Raw genomic sequence first — 16,427 nt, 5'->3', positions numbered from 1 at the left:
TTGATTGGAACATGTCGCCCATAGTCGAACGCATTCCGAGCGATGAACGCCTTCCGGCTGAGGCCGATGCCGTTATTGTTGGCGGGGGCATCCTCGGCGCCACCGCTGCCTATTTCCTGGCAAAGCGGGGCCTGTCTGTGGCTCTGCTCGAGAAGGGGCATATCGCCTGCGAACAATCGAGCCGGAACTGGGGCTGGTGCCGCCAGCAGAACCGCGACAGGCGGGAGTTGCCGCTCTCGGTGATCTCCATGCGGCTGTGGGACGAGCTGACCCGGGACATCAACCGGGATCTCGGCTTCCGGCGTTGCGGCCTTGTTTATGCGACCCATGACGAAGCGGTGCTCGCCGGCTGGGAAAAATGGCGTGAAGTCGCCCGGGATTATGGCGTCGGCACCCGCGTGCTCAGCCGGGCCGAGCTGGCCGAGCGCGTTCCCGAGACACGTGGCAAATGGGTTGGCGGCACCTATTCGGAGCACGATGGCAAGGCCGAGCCAGCACTCGCCGCGCCTGCGATCGCGGAAGGGGCCAGAGCTTTGGGCGCCACGATCCATCAGGGATGCGCCGCCCGGGGGATTGATCTGGCCAATGGCAGGATCGCCGGTGTGCACACGGAGAAGGGCTATATCAAGACCAGCGCCGTGCTGTGTTCGGCGGGTGCCTGGTCCTCGCGGTTCCTGAGGCCGCTTGGGGTCAGCTTCCCGCAGGCGAGCATCCGCCAGACTGCGCTGCGCTCCGCCCCCACGGTCAACATCGGCGAGGCGATTTCCACGCCCTATTGCACGATCACGCGCCGGCTGGACGGAAGCTACACACTTGCCATCAGCGGCAAGGCGAACCTCGAGATCACGCCCCAGGCCATCCGCTACAGCCGGGAATTCATGCCGCAATTCATCCGCCGGCTGAAGAATGTCAAACTCGGCATTGGCAAGTCGTTCCTGTCCGGGCCGGATTCACTGTCTGCCCTGCTGGCCACCGACGACCGGATCTTTGAAAAGAACCGGGAGCTGGACCCGCCGCCGTTGAAATGGCTGATCCGCCAGGTGGTGGAGAGCGTCAGCAAGACCTTCCCCCAGCTGGAGGGCATCAAGATCGAAAGCGCCTGGGGCGGCTTCGTCGATTGCACGCCGGACGCGGTGCCTGTGGTCTCCAAGGTGGACAAGGTTGAGGGGCTGGTGCTCGCGGCGGGCTGTTCGGGCCATGGCTTTGGTCTGGGGCCGGGGCTGGGCTATCTGGCCGCTGAACTCATCGTCAACGACACGCCCAGCGTCGATCCGGCGCCGTTCCGCCTGTCGCGTCTGGTTGATGGCTCGAAGCTGGACGTCTCCGCCATCTGATATCCGGGCGTGATGCGTCAGTGCTGAGCGGGCGGCCCGCATATTGGCCGGGGGAGCTGGCATCCGCCGTCCCCCCGGTTCGCAGCCGCCTGATCTGGCGTGTCAGCCTTGCTGTGTCTTGGCACGGATCAGCGCATCGGCGATGAACAGGTCCTGAAGAGAAATTCCCGAACTGTCGAAGACGGTGATCTCCTCATCGCTGCGGCGTCCGGGCGCCCGTCCCTCGATGACATCGCCGATCTGCGTAACCTTGAGAGTGCCCGCTTCGATCTCCTGCCGCGCGTGCTGGAAATCACCGATCTGGACGGATTGGGACAGCAGATCGCAGAAAAGGCTCGCACGCGGGTAGAGACCTTCGGGCAATTCGTGCTTGCCGGGCGCATCCGACCCCATGCTGACCACATGCGTGCCGGGGCGAACCCAGCCGGCATCGAACAGCGGCTCACGTGAAGGGGTTGCCGTGACGATGATATCGGCGGCCTGCACCGCTTCCTGGGCCGAAACCGCGCGGGCCTTGAGCCCGGTCTGAGAGACTTGCCCGACAAAGGCGTCCAGCCGCTCGGATGGGCGGGAGACGACCAGCACCTCCGTAACCGGCCGGATCCTTGCGAGGGCGGCAATCTCGAAGCTGGCCTGATTGCCGGACCCGAAGACGGCAAGGGTCCTGGAATCCTTGCGGGCCAGCAGGCTGGCGGCAACCGCATCGGCGGCGGCGGTCCGGTAGGCGTTGACCTTGCCGCCCTCAAGCACGGCGCGCAGACGGCCGGTCCGCTGATCGAGCAGTACGATGGTCGAATTGTGCCGCGGCAGGCCGATGGCCGGGTTTCCGGACCAGAAGGAGCCGACCTTCACGCCGGTCAGCTCGTCCGACCAGCCCGACTTCAGGGAGAACCTGTTGGTTGGATCCTTGGAGTGCCCCAGGACAGCCGGAAAGACGCCGCTCTGGCCGGAGGCTGCAGCAGCGAGCGCCTGGCGCGCCGCCTCGAATGCCAGCTCATGCGTCACCATTGCGGCGGATTCTTCTTCGCTCACATAGATCATCCTGGGTCTCCGATTGCGCGTGGAACGCCGCAGGCCGCTGACCGGGCAGTGTCAGGGGCGGCGGTTTCAGGGGGCAGGCTGCATCTTTGCCCGCATGGCCGCCGTCAATTGTGCTGATTGAACGGCAAAAACGAATGATTCCACTGGCTTGGCTGCGCCAAACGGCAGGGGCGCCTTGACGGAGGATGTCATCCTGACCGTGACTTCAACAGAAGCCGGACCCCGTTGCACCTGTGGCAAGCCAGAGCGTTAGAGACACTGCGGCTTGCATGACCATCGCCACGCCTCCGGCGCAGGGCAATGGCATCCGGTTCTTCAAAGATCTGCCTGGGCCGCAGGACGGCCCTCAGCTCCGCCCCTGAAAATCAATCCTTCGGCCAGTGATGAGGATCGCGCCACCCATGCAAACCGCAGAACAAACCAGCCCGCACCCGCAATCGATCCACGGTCTCGTCACGCCATCGCTTCTGCTCGACCGCAGCAAGCTCGACCGCAATATCACCCGGCTGGCTGATCACGCGCGGCAGTTGGGCGTGGTCCTGCGCCCGCATATGAAGACCGCAAAGAGCATTGACGTGGCGCGGCGTGTCTTTCCGGATGGGCCGGGGCCGATCACCGTCTCCACGATTGCCGAGGCCGAGTATTTCGCCAGCCACGGCTATCGTGACATGACTTATGCAGTGGGCCTGTCGCCTGCTTCTGCCCTGCGCGCCATGGAGCTTTGCGCCCGCACGGGCGCAGACCTCAAACTGCTGCTCGACACGGTGGAACAGGCCGATGCCCTGGCTGCGGTGCGCGAAGCGGCCGGGGTGGTCCCTTCGGTGCTGATCGAACTGGATGTCGATGATCATCGCGGCGGGCTCAAGCCCGACGACCCCAAGCTCATCAAGGTGGCCGGGCGCGTTGGTGCGGCGGGCGCCAAGCTTCTCGGAGTTCTGGCGCATGCCGGTGAGTCCTATGGATTGAACACGCCTGAAGCCCTGATCGCCGCCGCCGAGAGCGAGCGGGTGGCGACGGTCCGGGCCGCCGAAATCCTGCGGGCGCATGGCCATGCCTGCCCGGTCGTCAGCCTGGGCTCCACCCCGACCGCCCACTTTGCGCGGAACCTCGAGGGTGTCACGGAGCTGCGCGCGGGCGTTTACATGTTCTTTGACCTTGTCCAGCACGGCGTCGGGGTCTGCAGCAAGGATGACATCGCCATTTCCGTGCTCGCCTCGGTGATCGGCGTCAAGCCGGAGAAGGGCTGGATCCTGGTCGATGCCGGCTGGATGGCTCTGTCGCGTGACCGTGGCACGGCAAGCCAGCGCGTTGACCAGGGCTATGGCGTGGTTTGCGACGAAGCCGGGCGGGTGATTGAGGACGTGATCGTCTCGCAGGCAAGCCAGGAGCACGGCATCCTGTCCATCCGGCCCGGCTCGGGCAGGACCATGCCGGATCTGCCCGTCGGCACAAGGGTCCGCATTCTGCCCAACCATGCCTGCGCCATGGCCGCCCAGCACGGGTTTTACAGCGTTGTTGACGGCGAGGATGCCGGTATCGAGGCGCGCTGGGAACGCATTCGCGGCTGGTGAAGGCCGCCGCTACGACAAGAGGCACGAAGCAAGATGAAACTGACATCTGGCGGGGCGGTGTCCCCGCTCACGCACCTCGCCGACAACGGCCATCTCGGCCTTTTCTACATCGGCGGCCAATGGGTTTCCCCCAAGGGCGCTGCCCATGCCGATGTGGTCAATCCGGCCACCGAAGAGATCATCGCGCGGGTTCCTCTCGGAAATAGCGCTGATGTGGATGCTGCGGTGGCTGCCGCGCGGGGGGCGTTCGCCAGCTGGAGCCGGACGCAGCCGGGCGAACGCGCTGCGCTGCTGGAACGTCTGCAGCAGCAGCTCGAGGCGCAGAGCGAACGCATCGCGCAGTGCCTCAGCCTCGAAATGGGCGCCGCGATCAGTTACGCGCGGAGCGCCCAGGTGCCGCTGGCCATCGCCCATGTGAAGGCCGCACGGGAGATCCTTGCGGACTTCCAGTTTATCGAGCGGCGTGGCCAGACCGCCATCGCACGCGAGGCAATCGGCGTCTGCGCGCTGATCACGCCGTGGAACTGGCCGCTCTACCAGATCACGGCCAAGGTGGCTCCGGCCCTTGCCGCAGGTTGCACCGTGGTGCTGAAGCCGAGCGAACTGTCGCCGCTGAGTGCGCTGCTTTTCGCCGAAGCCATCGAGCAGGCGGGTTTCCCGGAGGGGGTGTTCAACCTCGTCCACGGCAACGGCCCGGATGTTGGGACGGCGCTCGCCGCGCATCCTGATGTCGACATGATTTCCATAACCGGCTCCACCCGTGCCGGCATTGCGGTGGCGCAGACCGCCGCAGCTACGGTGAAGCGTGTGGCGCAGGAACTCGGGGGCAAATCGCCCAACGTTATCCTGCCGGATGCCGATCTCGCGCGTGCAGTGCCCCCCGGCGTTGCTGCCAGCTTCCGCAATCTGGGACAGTCTTGCAGCGCACCAACCCGCATGATCGTGCCGCGCGAGCGGCTGGCCGAGGTCGAGGCACTCGCCGTCAAGGCTGCGGCCGAGATCGTTGTCGGGGATCCCTTTGTGGAAACGGCAACGCACGGGGCCATCGCCAATCGCGCCCAGTTTGACCGCATCCAGACCATGATCGGCGCCGCCATTGCCGAAGGCGCCAAGCTGTTGACTGGCGGGCAGGGCCGCCCGGACGGCCTCAAGGCCGGGTTCTTCGTCAAGCCCACCATCTTCTCAGACGTGCGCACGGATATGCGCATCGCACAGGATGAGGTGTTCGGGCCGGTGCTCTGCATCCTTCCCTATGACACGGTTGAGGAAGCCGTCGCCATCGCCAACGACACGGTCTATGGCCTCGGAGCCCATGTTCAGGGCAGCGACATGGATCTGGTCCGGCACGTGGCCTCGCAGATCCGCTCCGGCCAGGTGCACCTGAACTATCCGGCCTGGGACCCCCACGCCCCGTTCGGCGGCTACAAGCAGTCCGGCAACGGGCGCGAATATGGCCTTGAGGGCATGCTGGAATATCTCGAAGTCAAGTCGGTGCTGGGATACTATCAGGAGGCCTAGGTTCGGCCGCTTCTGTTGTTGCTTGTTGACAGCGTCCGGACACACCGTGCCGGACGCTGTCTGCTTTTGTGAGGGACAGTGTCAGCGGCGAGCAGACGACTGCTGGTCTCAGGTGTTTGGCCCAACGATGCGGGATCTTTGACCTGTTGCAGGGTTTGGATGGTATGGACGGATCAGGGTTCCCGCGTACCCCTGCCTGGAACTGACCTAACGTCATGAATTCCATAGTCAAACCAAGTTTCCGGCTATTTGATCAGAAAATCTGATTGATACAATCAGAAGATACGAATTTTGCTAATTCCAGCAATTGGGTAACGTCATGTCACTGGCGCTGTTTCTGATCAGGGAACGGCGGCTGATCCCTGCCGGGTTTCATCCCTCGGAGGCGGAGCAGAATTTCCGGGCAGCATACCCCCCGCCGCTGTCCGCCACAAAAGACATCAACGCTTCACGCTGTGCTGATGATGCGCTCCATGAGCTTGGGGGCAGTGACTTCTACAGCGAACTTTTCTTCAAAGAGCTTCCTCGCATTTTTCGCAAGTGCCTCTGATTTTCCAGTATCATTTAGCAAAGCTCCCAGCGCCATGGCCATCATTTCAGGTTGGCGTGGCGGGATCAGGAGACCAGTTCGCTCGTGCAGGATCGCTTCACGGCAGCCGTCGGCATCAGTGGAGACAATTGGAAGACCAAAAGCCATTGCATTCAAGAGCGCTAGCGGCAGGCATTCCATTGTCGATGATTGGACATAGACGGAAGCAGAGGCATAATGTGCGGAGAGCTCTTCCGGCGCAAGGTTCGGAATGAGCTGGACCCGGTCTCTCAGATCATTTTTTAGGACTCGCACCAAGAGATCTCTGCTAAGCGCGTTCCGCGACGGCGCATGAGCTCCAATGATGTGAAGCTGGACATCATCGGCTATCAATCCTTTTTTGATACCCTCTGCGAAGGCCTCGATGAGATTCCATGTACCTTTCCTCGGGCCTGTTGACTGCACAGACAGGATGACACGTTTGGTGCTTGCTTGCACCTGATCCAGGACTAGCCTGGAGCCGCTTGAGTGCTTCAAGCCGCTCCAGTAGAAGACCTCGCCGTCATAACCTTCATCGGCCCATTTCTGTCTTGTGGCGTCCGATCCGAACAAAAAGACAACACGCTTCTGGTCTGCCAAACGCCGCAGACGTGTAAGATGGCGGCCGGATCGCATGACTAGGGATGGCTCATAGGTTTCATGTATGTACCAGAAAGCAGGGCCGTTCCACTTTTCAAGCAAAGGCAAGGCCAATGGCCAGCTGGCGAATGAGTTCACCAGCAAGGGGCCTTTTCCGGATGTCTTCATTCTGTACCGTAGTATGCGGATCCTGGCTCCTAGGGCACCTGACAGTTTAGCTGAGAACGTCAACGGACGTTTGGCGAGTACCGGAACACGCCGGTCGTCGGCCAGTTGCATAAGAAAGCCACCAGCTTTGCTCAAGAGGTGCGATAAAGTGTCTTCCGTCACCACAGGGCTTTTCATTCTCGCATAGTCATCTGCAAGAGGGCCTGTGCCCAAGCTGATAACATGTGTCGACACATTCAACTGATGCAATGCTGAGGCAACGTCTCTCAGGAGAACGGGGGCTCCCGTTCGGCTAAGCTCGTGACTAATCAAGGTTATCTGAGAACGCTCGGTTCCCTTTTGCGGAGCGGTTGCAAGATCTTCCGGTTCAGAAGTGGAACGGTGTGTACGAGCTAAAGACGGATCATGCATAAGACCGTCGACAGCCTTCTCCAGATGTGGCGGCCAAACTGTGGTTGCAAGAGTATAACAGCCATGATCCAGCCTTGGAGCAAGTGGATTGGCTGGGTGTACCTCTGCAGAGCGTTTCAGATATGATCTAACGATGCGAGCAACCTCGTCCGTGATGAGATTGTCGCTCTCACCAATCGTATTGCTAGCGTGAATACGATATGCGTAGAGTTTATCCCTGATGAGAACAGGCTCCTCGAGAGCACTTACTCTCAACATGAAGTCGAGATCGTGCGCGTAGCGAAAGTCGTTAAATAAACCGATCTCCTGGATGAGCGACTTATGGAAGAAAAAATTACCGGTAGAGACGCCAATATTGTAACGTAAAAGGAGCTGTGAAATGCTTGGCGCAATATCCAGTTCTTGCATCTTCAGATCGGCATACCAATGACGCCACCTGTGCTCTGCCGGAAGCGGGGCTCCGTCATCATCAATCGGATCAACATATGTGAAGACAAAACGTGCCTTGTGCGCCAGTGCTGCCTCTACGCAGCGCCGTATACGTCCTGGGAGGTAGTAGTCATCCGAGTTCAAAATAGCCAAATATTCGCCGCGTGCACGTTCCAGGCCCTCATTGATCGTATTATGAGCTCCCCGGTTCTCTCTGCTGGAAATTTGTATCGTTAGATCCGGGGCAATCTGCAAGTTAGCAACAGCAGCTTCAAGCTTTTGGACGCTATCGTCCTTTGAACCGTCGTCGATGACAATTATTTCGAGCGGCCGCCAGTCCTGCTGCACAACTGACATCAGCGCGTCAACAATATAACGGCCGTGATTATAGACGGGGATGATGACCGAAACCAATGGGGAGGTCGATACTGTGTTTGTCATTGCGGGAGCGAATCCAAAAGAGTTGAAAAAAGAGCTGATCCGCCGCGAACGTCGGCAAGCATCAGAGAGTAGCCTTCTTCAAAACTAAGCTTGGGTTTCCACTCCAAGATCCGGCATGCTTTGGATATGTCCAAAATGCTCACCGGAACGTCAAAGCTCCTGGCAGTCTGATAGCTGACGCTAGGACTCAAGCACAGCTGAGTGCGAAGTACATCCAGAATTCTATTCAAGGAAATGCCTTCACCACTTCCTATATTAAAAACCGGTGACTGCGCCTCATTGATTGCTTTGTGAGATGCATCGCTTAAAGCCAAAAGCGCCGCCGTTAAATCCGCTATATGAATATAGTCTCTCACGACTTCCCCATCTCCCCAGATGGAGATCGGTTTGGCATCGAGTGCTTGAAACAGAAATGTGCTGGCTGCTCCCTGGCGCTTTGCCGGATTCTGCCCAGCACCGTAGGGGTTTGAAATTCTCGCGATACGGCAGTCGATCCCATGGGCCTTGCGGTAATATTTCAAATAGACCTCTGCTGCCGACTTCGAGGCGCCATAGGCGTTTATCGGGTCGTAGGGCTCGATCTCGGTCACGGGTGTGCGTCTGACCGGGCCATAGATTGTTCCGCCGGAGGAGGAAAAGACAACCTTCGTTCCGAGTCCGCCAGCTTGCTTGCGTTTCTTCAGAACCTCCAGGAGGCGAATTGTCTCGCGTAGGTTTGAATCGAAATCTACCAATGGATCTGCATCTGCCGAAGAGGGAATCGTGGTCCATGCGTAGTGATGAACTACATCGGCGCCTTCCAGAACCTCCTCCCAATCTGGATTGAGTGTGGTGACTTTGCGGTGTTTGACCGGCAAGAGTTCGAGTAGAGCCGGAGAGGGGTCGGTCACATCCGCCAGGATAACTGTTTCACCGCGACGGTGAAGAGCAAGTGCCACATGACGCCCGATGAAACCGTTTCCTCCAAGGATCAAGTGCACTGTCATCTTTGGATCTCCGGCAGATATGAAGCGGCATAGCCGAACCCTGCTTGCTCAACAGCAAAAGGAATGACGCGTTCAATTGCATGGAGTAATGTGCCGTCGCTTGGCAGCGGTTCAGCCGGATAGTCTGCCCAGTCCAGTTTCAGGTCGAAAAGTGGCTTCAGGGCTTCTGTTCTTGCCCAGAACATAGTTCCGATTGGCCACTCGAATGATCTTGGCAGCTCAGCAATACGTCCCATCCGGCGTGCAAGTTCCTGCGCGGTGTCAAAGTTTTGATCCCATCCATGGATATGTGCGTCCTCCGGGAAAACGAGTCCCAGCCGCGGATCAGCAGAAAATGCACCCAGACAAACGTCTGCGGCAGGAACCTTGTTACCGATCAGATGTTCCCACAGAAACTCTCTCCATTGGTCGCCAGTTTGTTTCTCAACATGGGGTGATTTTTTCCCATGAAAATGACCGACAACATCATAGCGCGACAGTAAATCTCTATCTATTCCACTCAAGAATGGTCCAATATCGCGGCCTTTGTTACCCACAACAGAAATACTGTGTTGCCCCTTGAGGCCCGCCTTCGACATAATTTCTTGCGCTACAGCCGCCTTTTCGTCGTCAGGCACTGTGACGATGAGGTCAAACACGCTCGCATTATGACTAAGTCGCGTCAGAAAATCCTGCAGCAGGTCAATGTAATAGAAGTGTCCATGGACAAGAGCCTTCAAACTGGTCGGTGCTGGCGCGGCCCCGCTGAGATGAACAAGCGCGTGAGCCCAGCGTCCTTCAGGCCGCCCTTTTTCCAGCCAATGCGCCAAAGGATCACAACTCCCGTCATAGTCCTTGCAGTCTTCTGCGTAGATCACAGGATTAAAGCCGGCAATTGGGCGTCTGAGCCCACTTGGTGAAGTTCCGGGCAATGCGCGCGCAATTCGCGATCTGAGCAGATAAGTGTGCAGCAAATCTTGAGGATACCGGTCAGCAGGCCAGCTGCCGCCAAAAACAGCTTCGTCAAAAGCTGAAGGTCTCGCCTTGGCAATCCGCTCATAGTCACGGCCGATCGCCAGTGCTTCTTGACGGGCTTCCTCACCGCACTTCCGTAGGCCGTCGGCATAGCTTTCTACGCTGAACACGTTAGCTCCGAAAGAAAGGCAAGCCTTCTGCGCCTGAGAATAGAAGACTTTGTCGCTGGAGAGGCGCAGGACTATGTCCGCAAGAGAGGATGCTCTCAAATGTGGGGCAACCAGGCGTCGCGTTTCATCCTGAGACTTCAAAATTTCTGCAATAGAGTTTGCATTATCAATGCATACAACAGGAGTACCTGATCTCAAAGCCGCAATTGAAATCTGCGACATTGCATCAGAAACCGACACAGAAGCGTAGATATCGACGCAATCCATAATGGCGGAGAGGTCATTCTCCGCATTCAAGATGGAAATGTATTCTTTGATGCCGCTTTTTTTGATAAGTGTTTGTATGATATCTTCATATCTACCGTCTTGGTACGCTGAGCTCCCCTGTGTCACCCAGATATAGCGCAATGCTCTACCTTGCCGGTCACTTGCACCGGTTTCAGCTGCCAGCGCGATGAATGCTTCTATACCTGATGCGGGTGTCAGCTCACCGGAGCCTAGCACGATGAAATCATCCTGATGCTGGGCCGGGCGGACAAGCTTCCGGACTTCCAGATGATATTGCTCCGTTCCAAAGCCTCGGTCTGGCCGCGCAGGAGTGAGCTCTGCCGCAGGCGGCAGAATGTTCATCTGGCGCCGGGAGAGATATGGGTGTTCCGCGGCGAAGGATTCTACCACTGCCCTGGAGGGGAACACGAGCCGGTGTGCCCAGGGAAGAAACTCATAGGCGCTGCCATACGGGCGGACAGAGGACGAAAATGCGTCAACGACCTGCACAACGCCCAAACCTGCAGCCGCCAAGCCCCTGACATTAATACGGCTACTCACTGACATCACAAGGGCGAAGGACGGTTGTAACTCGTCTACCAGCCGCGAAAGAGCTTCGTTGCGGTCCTTTCCTTCCATGTCTGGCTCGTCCGGTAAGGTTACGACGGCGCTCATAATGTCAGAGACGCCAGCAGGCAATGGTGTTCCCGCATTGACAAAGGCAATGATGTCGTGTGTCTTGCTGATCTGCCTCGAAACGCTGATCCAGCAAGAATTTGTGAAATATGGATCACTGCCAAGCACCAACAGTACGCGCGGGCGTTCTGACTGTGTCAACGTTGGAAGAGTCATTCTTTTGGCAGGAGTAATACCCGGTCGTTGTTCGTTTCTTCCAAACAGAACAAAATGTCTTAACAGGCCAAAGCCGGACTGTGCCACATCTGGATTGCGACGGGCATAGTAGTCCGGATCAAATTGCGCTGAAGGAGCAACACGCTTCGCCTCACCAACCTGCAGATAGTGCTCAAGCGGATCAACACCGGCGGCACGAGCTTCGGCCGCGAGGGTGTAGTGGCCCTCATCAAAAAAACCGCTGTCCCGAATGGATGCGATGGCACTATCCTCATCCGTGCTTACTGGCCGGCCGAGGGCTACGCCGATCTTCTTCAGGGCATGCTTGCCCGCACGCAGGGCAAGGTCCTTATATTGTGGAGTCAGCGTACCGGTCTTTACAAGTTCAGTAAATTGGCGTTTCAGGATATCCCTGTCGCGCCGTGCCTGAGGATTGTCACTGTTGTAAAGACGTCCCAAGGCCAAACTTAACTCATCAATATCAACACTGATGGCTCCACCTGTCTTGACATACAGCTGATCCCATTTGACAGCTTTGTGCTGTAGTTCCGTGCGCGCGCTAAGTATAGCGGACCGGTCCTGGTCCAGCGCAGCTAGATCGCTGTACGCTTTATGAAGCTGCTCTGCAGTCTCTTCAGCGCGGCGCCGTGTTTCCGTGCTCCGGATCGCATCAATATGTGCATCTCCCAAACACGAGAAGTAAAGCCGGACGGCTGCGGTTTCTTCCGCGGTTAGCGAAAAGAGTGAAGCGACGGCTGCAGGCAGCGTTTCCAGAGGCTGGCTGCCCACATATGCGACACCGAGACCATTTGAGTTGAGGAATTCGAATGTTGGGTAGCGGGACTTTATCTCGCGCCAGTAATCACAAACACCAAAGCCTTCCTTGAACACATTGGTGTCATGGAACAATACGATCGCACGATCGCTAAGTTTTGACTCCCAAGTCTCGAAGTCCTCACGGACGGCCTCATATGTATGAAGGCCGTCGATGTGGAGGAGATCTACGCTCGCATCTTCGATATAGGCCCTTGCGTTCGCAAAGCTCATGCGCATCAATCTTGAAAATTGCCCATAACGCGGATCATGCCATGCCTTCAGGTCGGCATAGACATCCTCACCATAGAGGCCAGCCTGAACGTCGCCGAACCAATGGTCCACGCCGAAACACAAAGTGTCGAGCCGAAACGCGGTGACAGCCTGAGCTATTGCGCAATACGAGTTGCCAGTGTGCACGCCGAGCTCGACGTACCGCCTCGGCTTTGCTGTCGCGACGATCCAGAATGCGAATGGCAGATGCCCTGCCCATGAATCAGGGAAAACCAAACGCTCTGGACGTGTCAAGGCAGGCTCCAGCCCCGTGGCGTCAGCGCTCATGAGACGCCAGAGCGAATTCATATGGGACGGTACTATTTCGACTGTCTCTGCCATAATCCAACTCAGGTTCGAGTCATCTGCGCAGGCATACCTTTGAACTGGATGTGATGCGCAGATGGGCTTCCAGTTGCAAGTTAAGTCGCGCTATTTGCGGGAGCGAGCGAGATATCAAGCATAGGAATTCCTACAAGCCCGCTGACCGTCTGACTACTATGCGATTTAAATATCAGTGCATCATGCATCCAGTGATGCTGCACATGCTCTTCCTGGGTCCCATCAGCCACAGCCACGGCTATGACGTAAGATCCTTTGGGTAGCGCGGGCATCGGAAATCTGAAGGTCGCTGTAAACCGCTCTCCCGCCCTAAACGAGGTAGTGCTGCTGCCGTCCTCATTGAGGGTTGTAAGAAAGGTATTGTCGCCAAAGAGCGCCTGACCCAGCCGGTCCTTGACATAGAAGCCGACGATTGGACGCGACAGGTCTATCAGCGCTTTTACTTCGACCGCCAAAATGACCTCTTCTCCACCAACAATCCAGCGGTATGGGCGGTTTTTTGTATCTACAAAGCGCACGTCTTCAATTCGGGCTCCTCCAGATCCAAAATCTCCTCCGCTATTTGGCTCAAATGCAAACAGCTCAATGTCGTTGCGAAGATTGCTGCCGTTAATCCATTTCTGGCGGCAGTCCAGCCAGTCTTCTGGTGCAACTGTTACTCTTGGGCTACTGTCGGGTTCGTCTTCTAGCGGAGTATCATCGTCGGAAGCTTTCGCATCGCCAAAGACGTGACCGAAATAAAGCTCACAAACGTCTTTTGCCCGGCCCTCTGCCTTCAGTTCTCCGCTGTCCAGCCAAATGGCTTGATCACATAGACCGATGACCGCAGCAGTGTCATGACTGACGAATAGGATGGTGCCTCTTTCGCGAAAAGCCCGTAGGAATCGCATGCATTTCTGACCGAAGGCAACGTCCCCAACTGCAAGAGCCTCATCGATAACGAGTATATCCGCATCGACATGTGCAATTACGGCAAATGCTAAGCGCACAAACATACCACTTGAATATGTCTTTACAGGCTGATCGATAAATTGGCCAATATCAGCAAACTGGGTGATCTTGTCAAAGCGCTGATCTACTTCAGACTTGGTCAAGCCATAAAGTGCAGCGTTGAGGTAGACGTTCTCACGTCCCGTGAATTCAGGATTGAATCCCGCACCGAGTTCCAGAAGTGCTGCGACCTTGCCCTTTATTAGGATTTCACCACTTGTCGGTGTGAGAGTGCCGCAGATCATTTGCAGCAAGGTCGACTTGCCAGACCCGTTCTTTCCTATAATGCCAACAGCCTCGCCTTTTTTTACGGTAAAGGAAACGCTGTTCAGTGCTGTGAAGGCCGTGTGATACCGCTGCCTTCCAAATGAAACGAGTTCAGCGATCCGATGAATTTGCCTCGTAAACAGACGGAACTGTTTCGTCAGGCAGCGAACTTCGATGGCAATTTCGGTCGCTGCGTCACAGGACATCTGAGAATCCTCGTCTCATGCGAGAGAAAGCGGTGTAACCGGCGGCCGCGATGAAAAGTGAAATGAGGGAATAGATAGCCAACCCCCAAAAATCGGGCAATGAATGTGAAAAAACTACCAGTCGGGATTGCTCTATAATAAAAGTCAGAGGGTTTATCGCAAATATTGGCTGAATTGACTCAGGAAGACGGGAAACAGGGTAGAACACGGGAGACATGAAGAGCAAGACCGTTGCGAGGAGACCCATTAACTGAGCAGTGTCTCTGACATAAACGGAGACGCCGGAGATCGCCCATGACAAGCCTGTTAGGAGAAGCGTGAAAGGCGCAATGATCAATGGGAGCCAAAGAACGCCAACGGATATGCTGCCAGTTGCAATGAACTGGAATGATAGGAAAACAAATACACTTATGAAGTATTGGAATAGAGCTGTTGAGATTGTCATAACTGGAAATATTTCCAGTGGAAAAACAACTCTCTTCACAAGGTTTGCGTTTGCGAGAATGATGGATGGTGATCGAGTTAGGACTTCTGTTGCATAGCTATGCGTCATAAGCCCGACGAAAAGTGTTAGCGCAAAGCCAAGCGTACCCCCGGGCTCGTCGGTTCCATCTGCTGACCACCGCATTTGAAAAACTTTTCCGAACATGAAAGTATAGACAGCAAGCATCAGCAGTGGGACAAGAAAGGTCCATGCCAATCCCATAACAGAGCCGCGGTAACGTGCTGCGATATCGCGTCTGAATAGGGGAATGGCAATTTGATAAAGTTGATGGAATTTTGAGACAAGGGTGGCTTTACTGGCAGAATTCATATTGTAGGCCTTGTGCCGAGGTATCTCTAATCGGACCTAATGCCCGGCACCTCATGTCAATTTTCCGCTGTGCAAAGACATGCGTATTTGCCCAGCCTCTGCTCAAGCTCGCGCCATCCCATACATCGGTAGGGGACACTCATCGGCTCTTGCACTGAATTTATCCGTATACAGCGCCTGATCACCAGCCGCAAGACCAGTATGGCGGGGCAGAATATGCGCAAAAAAGACGTAAATATATCAATGTTTTGCTGTGTCGATCAGCTGGCGTGATGCCCATTCGGGGAGTGCAGGTGCTCTTTGGAGGAAGAGAGTGGAAGCCCAAGCAGCCTGATCGATCGTGTCCAGAATCTTTTGCACATTTCGTCAGGCGACGGCTCTGCGAGTTGAGGTTTTCTCCGAATAAAGCACGGCTGCGTTCATGGATTTTCGCTTTAATTTAAGTTTTCCTGAACAAAGTCACGATATGCCTCAATGTATATGTGTACAGAGATGGTATTCACCTGACAGTGCGGCGGTTTGAAGCGGGTTCAGGCGGCTCGGGTTTCCGGTTGCATTGAAGCCTGTTTGGGTCTGGCTGTCAGCGTCTCTCCCTTTTTTCCGGAGGCGTTTCGGGGCTTTTTTCAGGCCTTCGACGAAGGCCTTGAGGGGTGTCCGTCCCTCCATGTTTCGGCCCTGATGAGGTCGCCTGGTGTTGTAGAGGGCGAGCCATTCGTCGAGCACCGCCTGCATCTCCTCGATGGTCTCGAACCAGGTTCTGCGGCCTTCGACGCGGAAGTGTTCGTTGAGTACGGTGCGGTGGAAGCGCTCGACGATGCCGTTCGACTGCGGCCGCCTGACCTTGGTCGTCCGGTGCTCAATCTCCTCCAGTTGCAGGAGGAGTTCATAAGGATGCTGGTCGGGCCGGCCGCACGCTCGCGGCCGATCATCAGCGCCACGTCATGGATGGTGCGAAACAGCAGCGAACGCACGAAACGCCGGAACCACCAATAGACCTTCTGCCACGGCGAAAAATGCACCGGCAGCATCCGCCACTCGCCGCCCGATCGCACCATGTAGTGCAAGGCGTTCGCCACCTCGCGCAGATCGGTCGTCCTCCTGCGCTCTGGCCGGAAGGCTGCGGCAACAATGGCTCCAGCGCACCCCACTCCTCACCGGTCAGGCCGCTGGGATACTGTCTCGTCTTCTTTTCAATAGCCGCCATGCTGTTGCGTGCCGATGTGGTCCACATCGGCACCTTGAAGCGCCACAGCCTCGCGCGATAAAGCCTTTTTCAAACAGCCTCTTATACGATTCCGAATTCGATGAATGTTTGCTGGTGTCCGATTGTTGAGATGACGTGTCCGTCTTCGGTTATCCAGCTTTTGATGACTGGTATGTCTGTTTGTTCATCGATTGCGGTTAGGTCGACG

Annotated in this window: 9 protein-coding genes and 2 pseudogenes; 3 read left to right on the top strand and 8 right to left on the bottom strand. The window is 56.8% G+C overall.

Features of this window, described 5'->3' with window-relative positions:
• The first annotated feature begins 11 nt into the window (after positions 1-11).
• Positions 12-1,334 carry an FAD-binding oxidoreductase gene (locus IF10I1_RS08640; RefSeq protein WP_186415066.1) on the top strand — a complete coding sequence of 441 codons (1,323 nt, stop codon included), beginning with the start codon at positions 12-14 and terminating at the stop codon, positions 1,332-1,334.
• A gap of 102 nt (positions 1,335-1,436) precedes the next feature.
• Here IF10I1_RS08640 and IF10I1_RS08635 read toward each other — a convergent pair whose 3' ends face one another.
• The gene (locus IF10I1_RS08635; protein WP_186415065.1) at positions 1,437-2,375 is read right to left on the bottom strand and encodes an ornithine cyclodeaminase family protein; all 939 of its coding nucleotides are present in this window, start codon (positions 2,373-2,375) and stop codon (positions 1,437-1,439) included.
• A 401-nt stretch (positions 2,376-2,776) separates the two neighbouring features.
• Between IF10I1_RS08635 and IF10I1_RS08630 the strand changes: the two genes are divergently transcribed.
• Together IF10I1_RS08630 and IF10I1_RS08625 are read left to right on the top strand one after the other, a co-directional pair.
• Positions 2,777-3,946: an alanine racemase gene (locus tag IF10I1_RS08630; RefSeq protein ID WP_186393195.1), complete on the top strand. Its 1,170-nt coding sequence runs from the start codon at positions 2,777-2,779 to the stop codon at positions 3,944-3,946.
• A 33-nt stretch (positions 3,947-3,979) separates the two neighbouring features.
• Positions 3,980-5,464: an aldehyde dehydrogenase family protein gene (locus IF10I1_RS08625; RefSeq protein ID WP_186393194.1), complete on the top strand. Its 1,485-nt coding sequence runs from the start codon at positions 3,980-3,982 to the stop codon at positions 5,462-5,464.
• Between the two features lie 448 nt (positions 5,465-5,912).
• Here IF10I1_RS08625 and IF10I1_RS08620 read toward each other — a convergent pair whose 3' ends face one another.
• The 7 genes and pseudogenes from IF10I1_RS08620 to IF10I1_RS23140 form a co-directional block, all read right to left on the bottom strand.
• Positions 5,913-8,081 (bottom strand): glycosyltransferase, encoded by a 2,169-nt coding sequence (locus IF10I1_RS08620; protein WP_186393193.1) that lies wholly within the window; start codon positions 8,079-8,081, stop codon positions 5,913-5,915.
• On the bottom strand, positions 8,078-9,067 hold the full coding sequence (locus IF10I1_RS08615; protein ID WP_186393192.1) for an NAD-dependent epimerase/dehydratase family protein: 990 nt from the start codon (positions 9,065-9,067) through the stop codon (positions 8,078-8,080). Before IF10I1_RS08615 ends, IF10I1_RS08620 begins: the two co-directional genes overlap by 4 nt.
• Complete coding sequence (locus IF10I1_RS08610) at positions 9,064-12,738, bottom strand: rhamnan synthesis F family protein (RefSeq protein ID WP_186393191.1); 3,675 nt, start codon at positions 12,736-12,738, stop codon at positions 9,064-9,066. The genes IF10I1_RS08615 and IF10I1_RS08610 overlap by 4 nt, the downstream gene beginning before the upstream one ends.
• An 80-nt stretch (positions 12,739-12,818) precedes the next feature.
• Entirely contained in the window at positions 12,819-14,201 is a 1,383-nt protein-coding gene (locus tag IF10I1_RS08605) for an ABC transporter ATP-binding protein (protein ID WP_186393190.1), read from the bottom strand.
• Positions 14,191-15,015 carry an ABC transporter permease gene (locus IF10I1_RS08600; protein ID WP_186393189.1) on the bottom strand — a complete coding sequence of 275 codons (825 nt, stop codon included), beginning with the start codon at positions 15,013-15,015 and terminating at the stop codon, positions 14,191-14,193. Before IF10I1_RS08600 ends, IF10I1_RS08605 begins: the two co-directional genes overlap by 11 nt.
• 594 nt (positions 15,016-15,609) lie before the next feature.
• Positions 15,610-15,930 (bottom strand): annotated as a pseudogene (locus tag IF10I1_RS22945) (integrase core domain-containing protein); the annotation flags it as partial.
• 86 nt (positions 15,931-16,016) lie between these two features.
• Positions 16,017-16,070, bottom strand: a pseudogene (locus IF10I1_RS23140) (hypothetical protein); the annotation flags it as partial.
• Between the last annotated feature and the right edge of the window lie 357 nt (positions 16,071-16,427).

It is taken from the genome of Pannonibacter sp. I15F10I1 (assembly GCF_900185665.1).
Taxonomy (GTDB): domain Bacteria; phylum Pseudomonadota; class Alphaproteobacteria; order Rhizobiales; family Stappiaceae; genus Pannonibacter; species Pannonibacter indicus.
This window is presented reverse-complemented; position numbering and strand designations above follow the sequence as displayed.

Coding starts and splice junctions, on each gene's coding strand:
- IF10I1_RS08640 (WP_186415066.1), top strand. CDS start 12: ATGTCGCCCATAGTCGAACGCATTCCGAGCGATGAACGCCTTCCGGCT.
- IF10I1_RS08635 (WP_186415065.1), bottom strand. CDS start 2,375: ATGATCTATGTGAGCGAAGAAGAATCCGCCGCAATGGTGACGCATGAG.
- IF10I1_RS08630 (WP_186393195.1), top strand. CDS start 2,777: ATGCAAACCGCAGAACAAACCAGCCCGCACCCGCAATCGATCCACGGT.
- IF10I1_RS08625 (WP_186393194.1), top strand. CDS start 3,980: ATGAAACTGACATCTGGCGGGGCGGTGTCCCCGCTCACGCACCTCGCC.
- IF10I1_RS08620 (WP_186393193.1), bottom strand. CDS start 8,081: ATGACAAACACAGTATCGACCTCCCCATTGGTTTCGGTCATCATCCCC.
- IF10I1_RS08615 (WP_186393192.1), bottom strand. CDS start 9,067: ATGACAGTGCACTTGATCCTTGGAGGAAACGGTTTCATCGGGCGTCAT.
- IF10I1_RS08610 (WP_186393191.1), bottom strand. CDS start 12,738: ATGGCAGAGACAGTCGAAATAGTACCGTCCCATATGAATTCGCTCTGG.
- IF10I1_RS08605 (WP_186393190.1), bottom strand. CDS start 14,201: ATGTCCTGTGACGCAGCGACCGAAATTGCCATCGAAGTTCGCTGCCTG.
- IF10I1_RS08600 (WP_186393189.1), bottom strand. CDS start 15,015: ATGAATTCTGCCAGTAAAGCCACCCTTGTCTCAAAATTCCATCAACTT.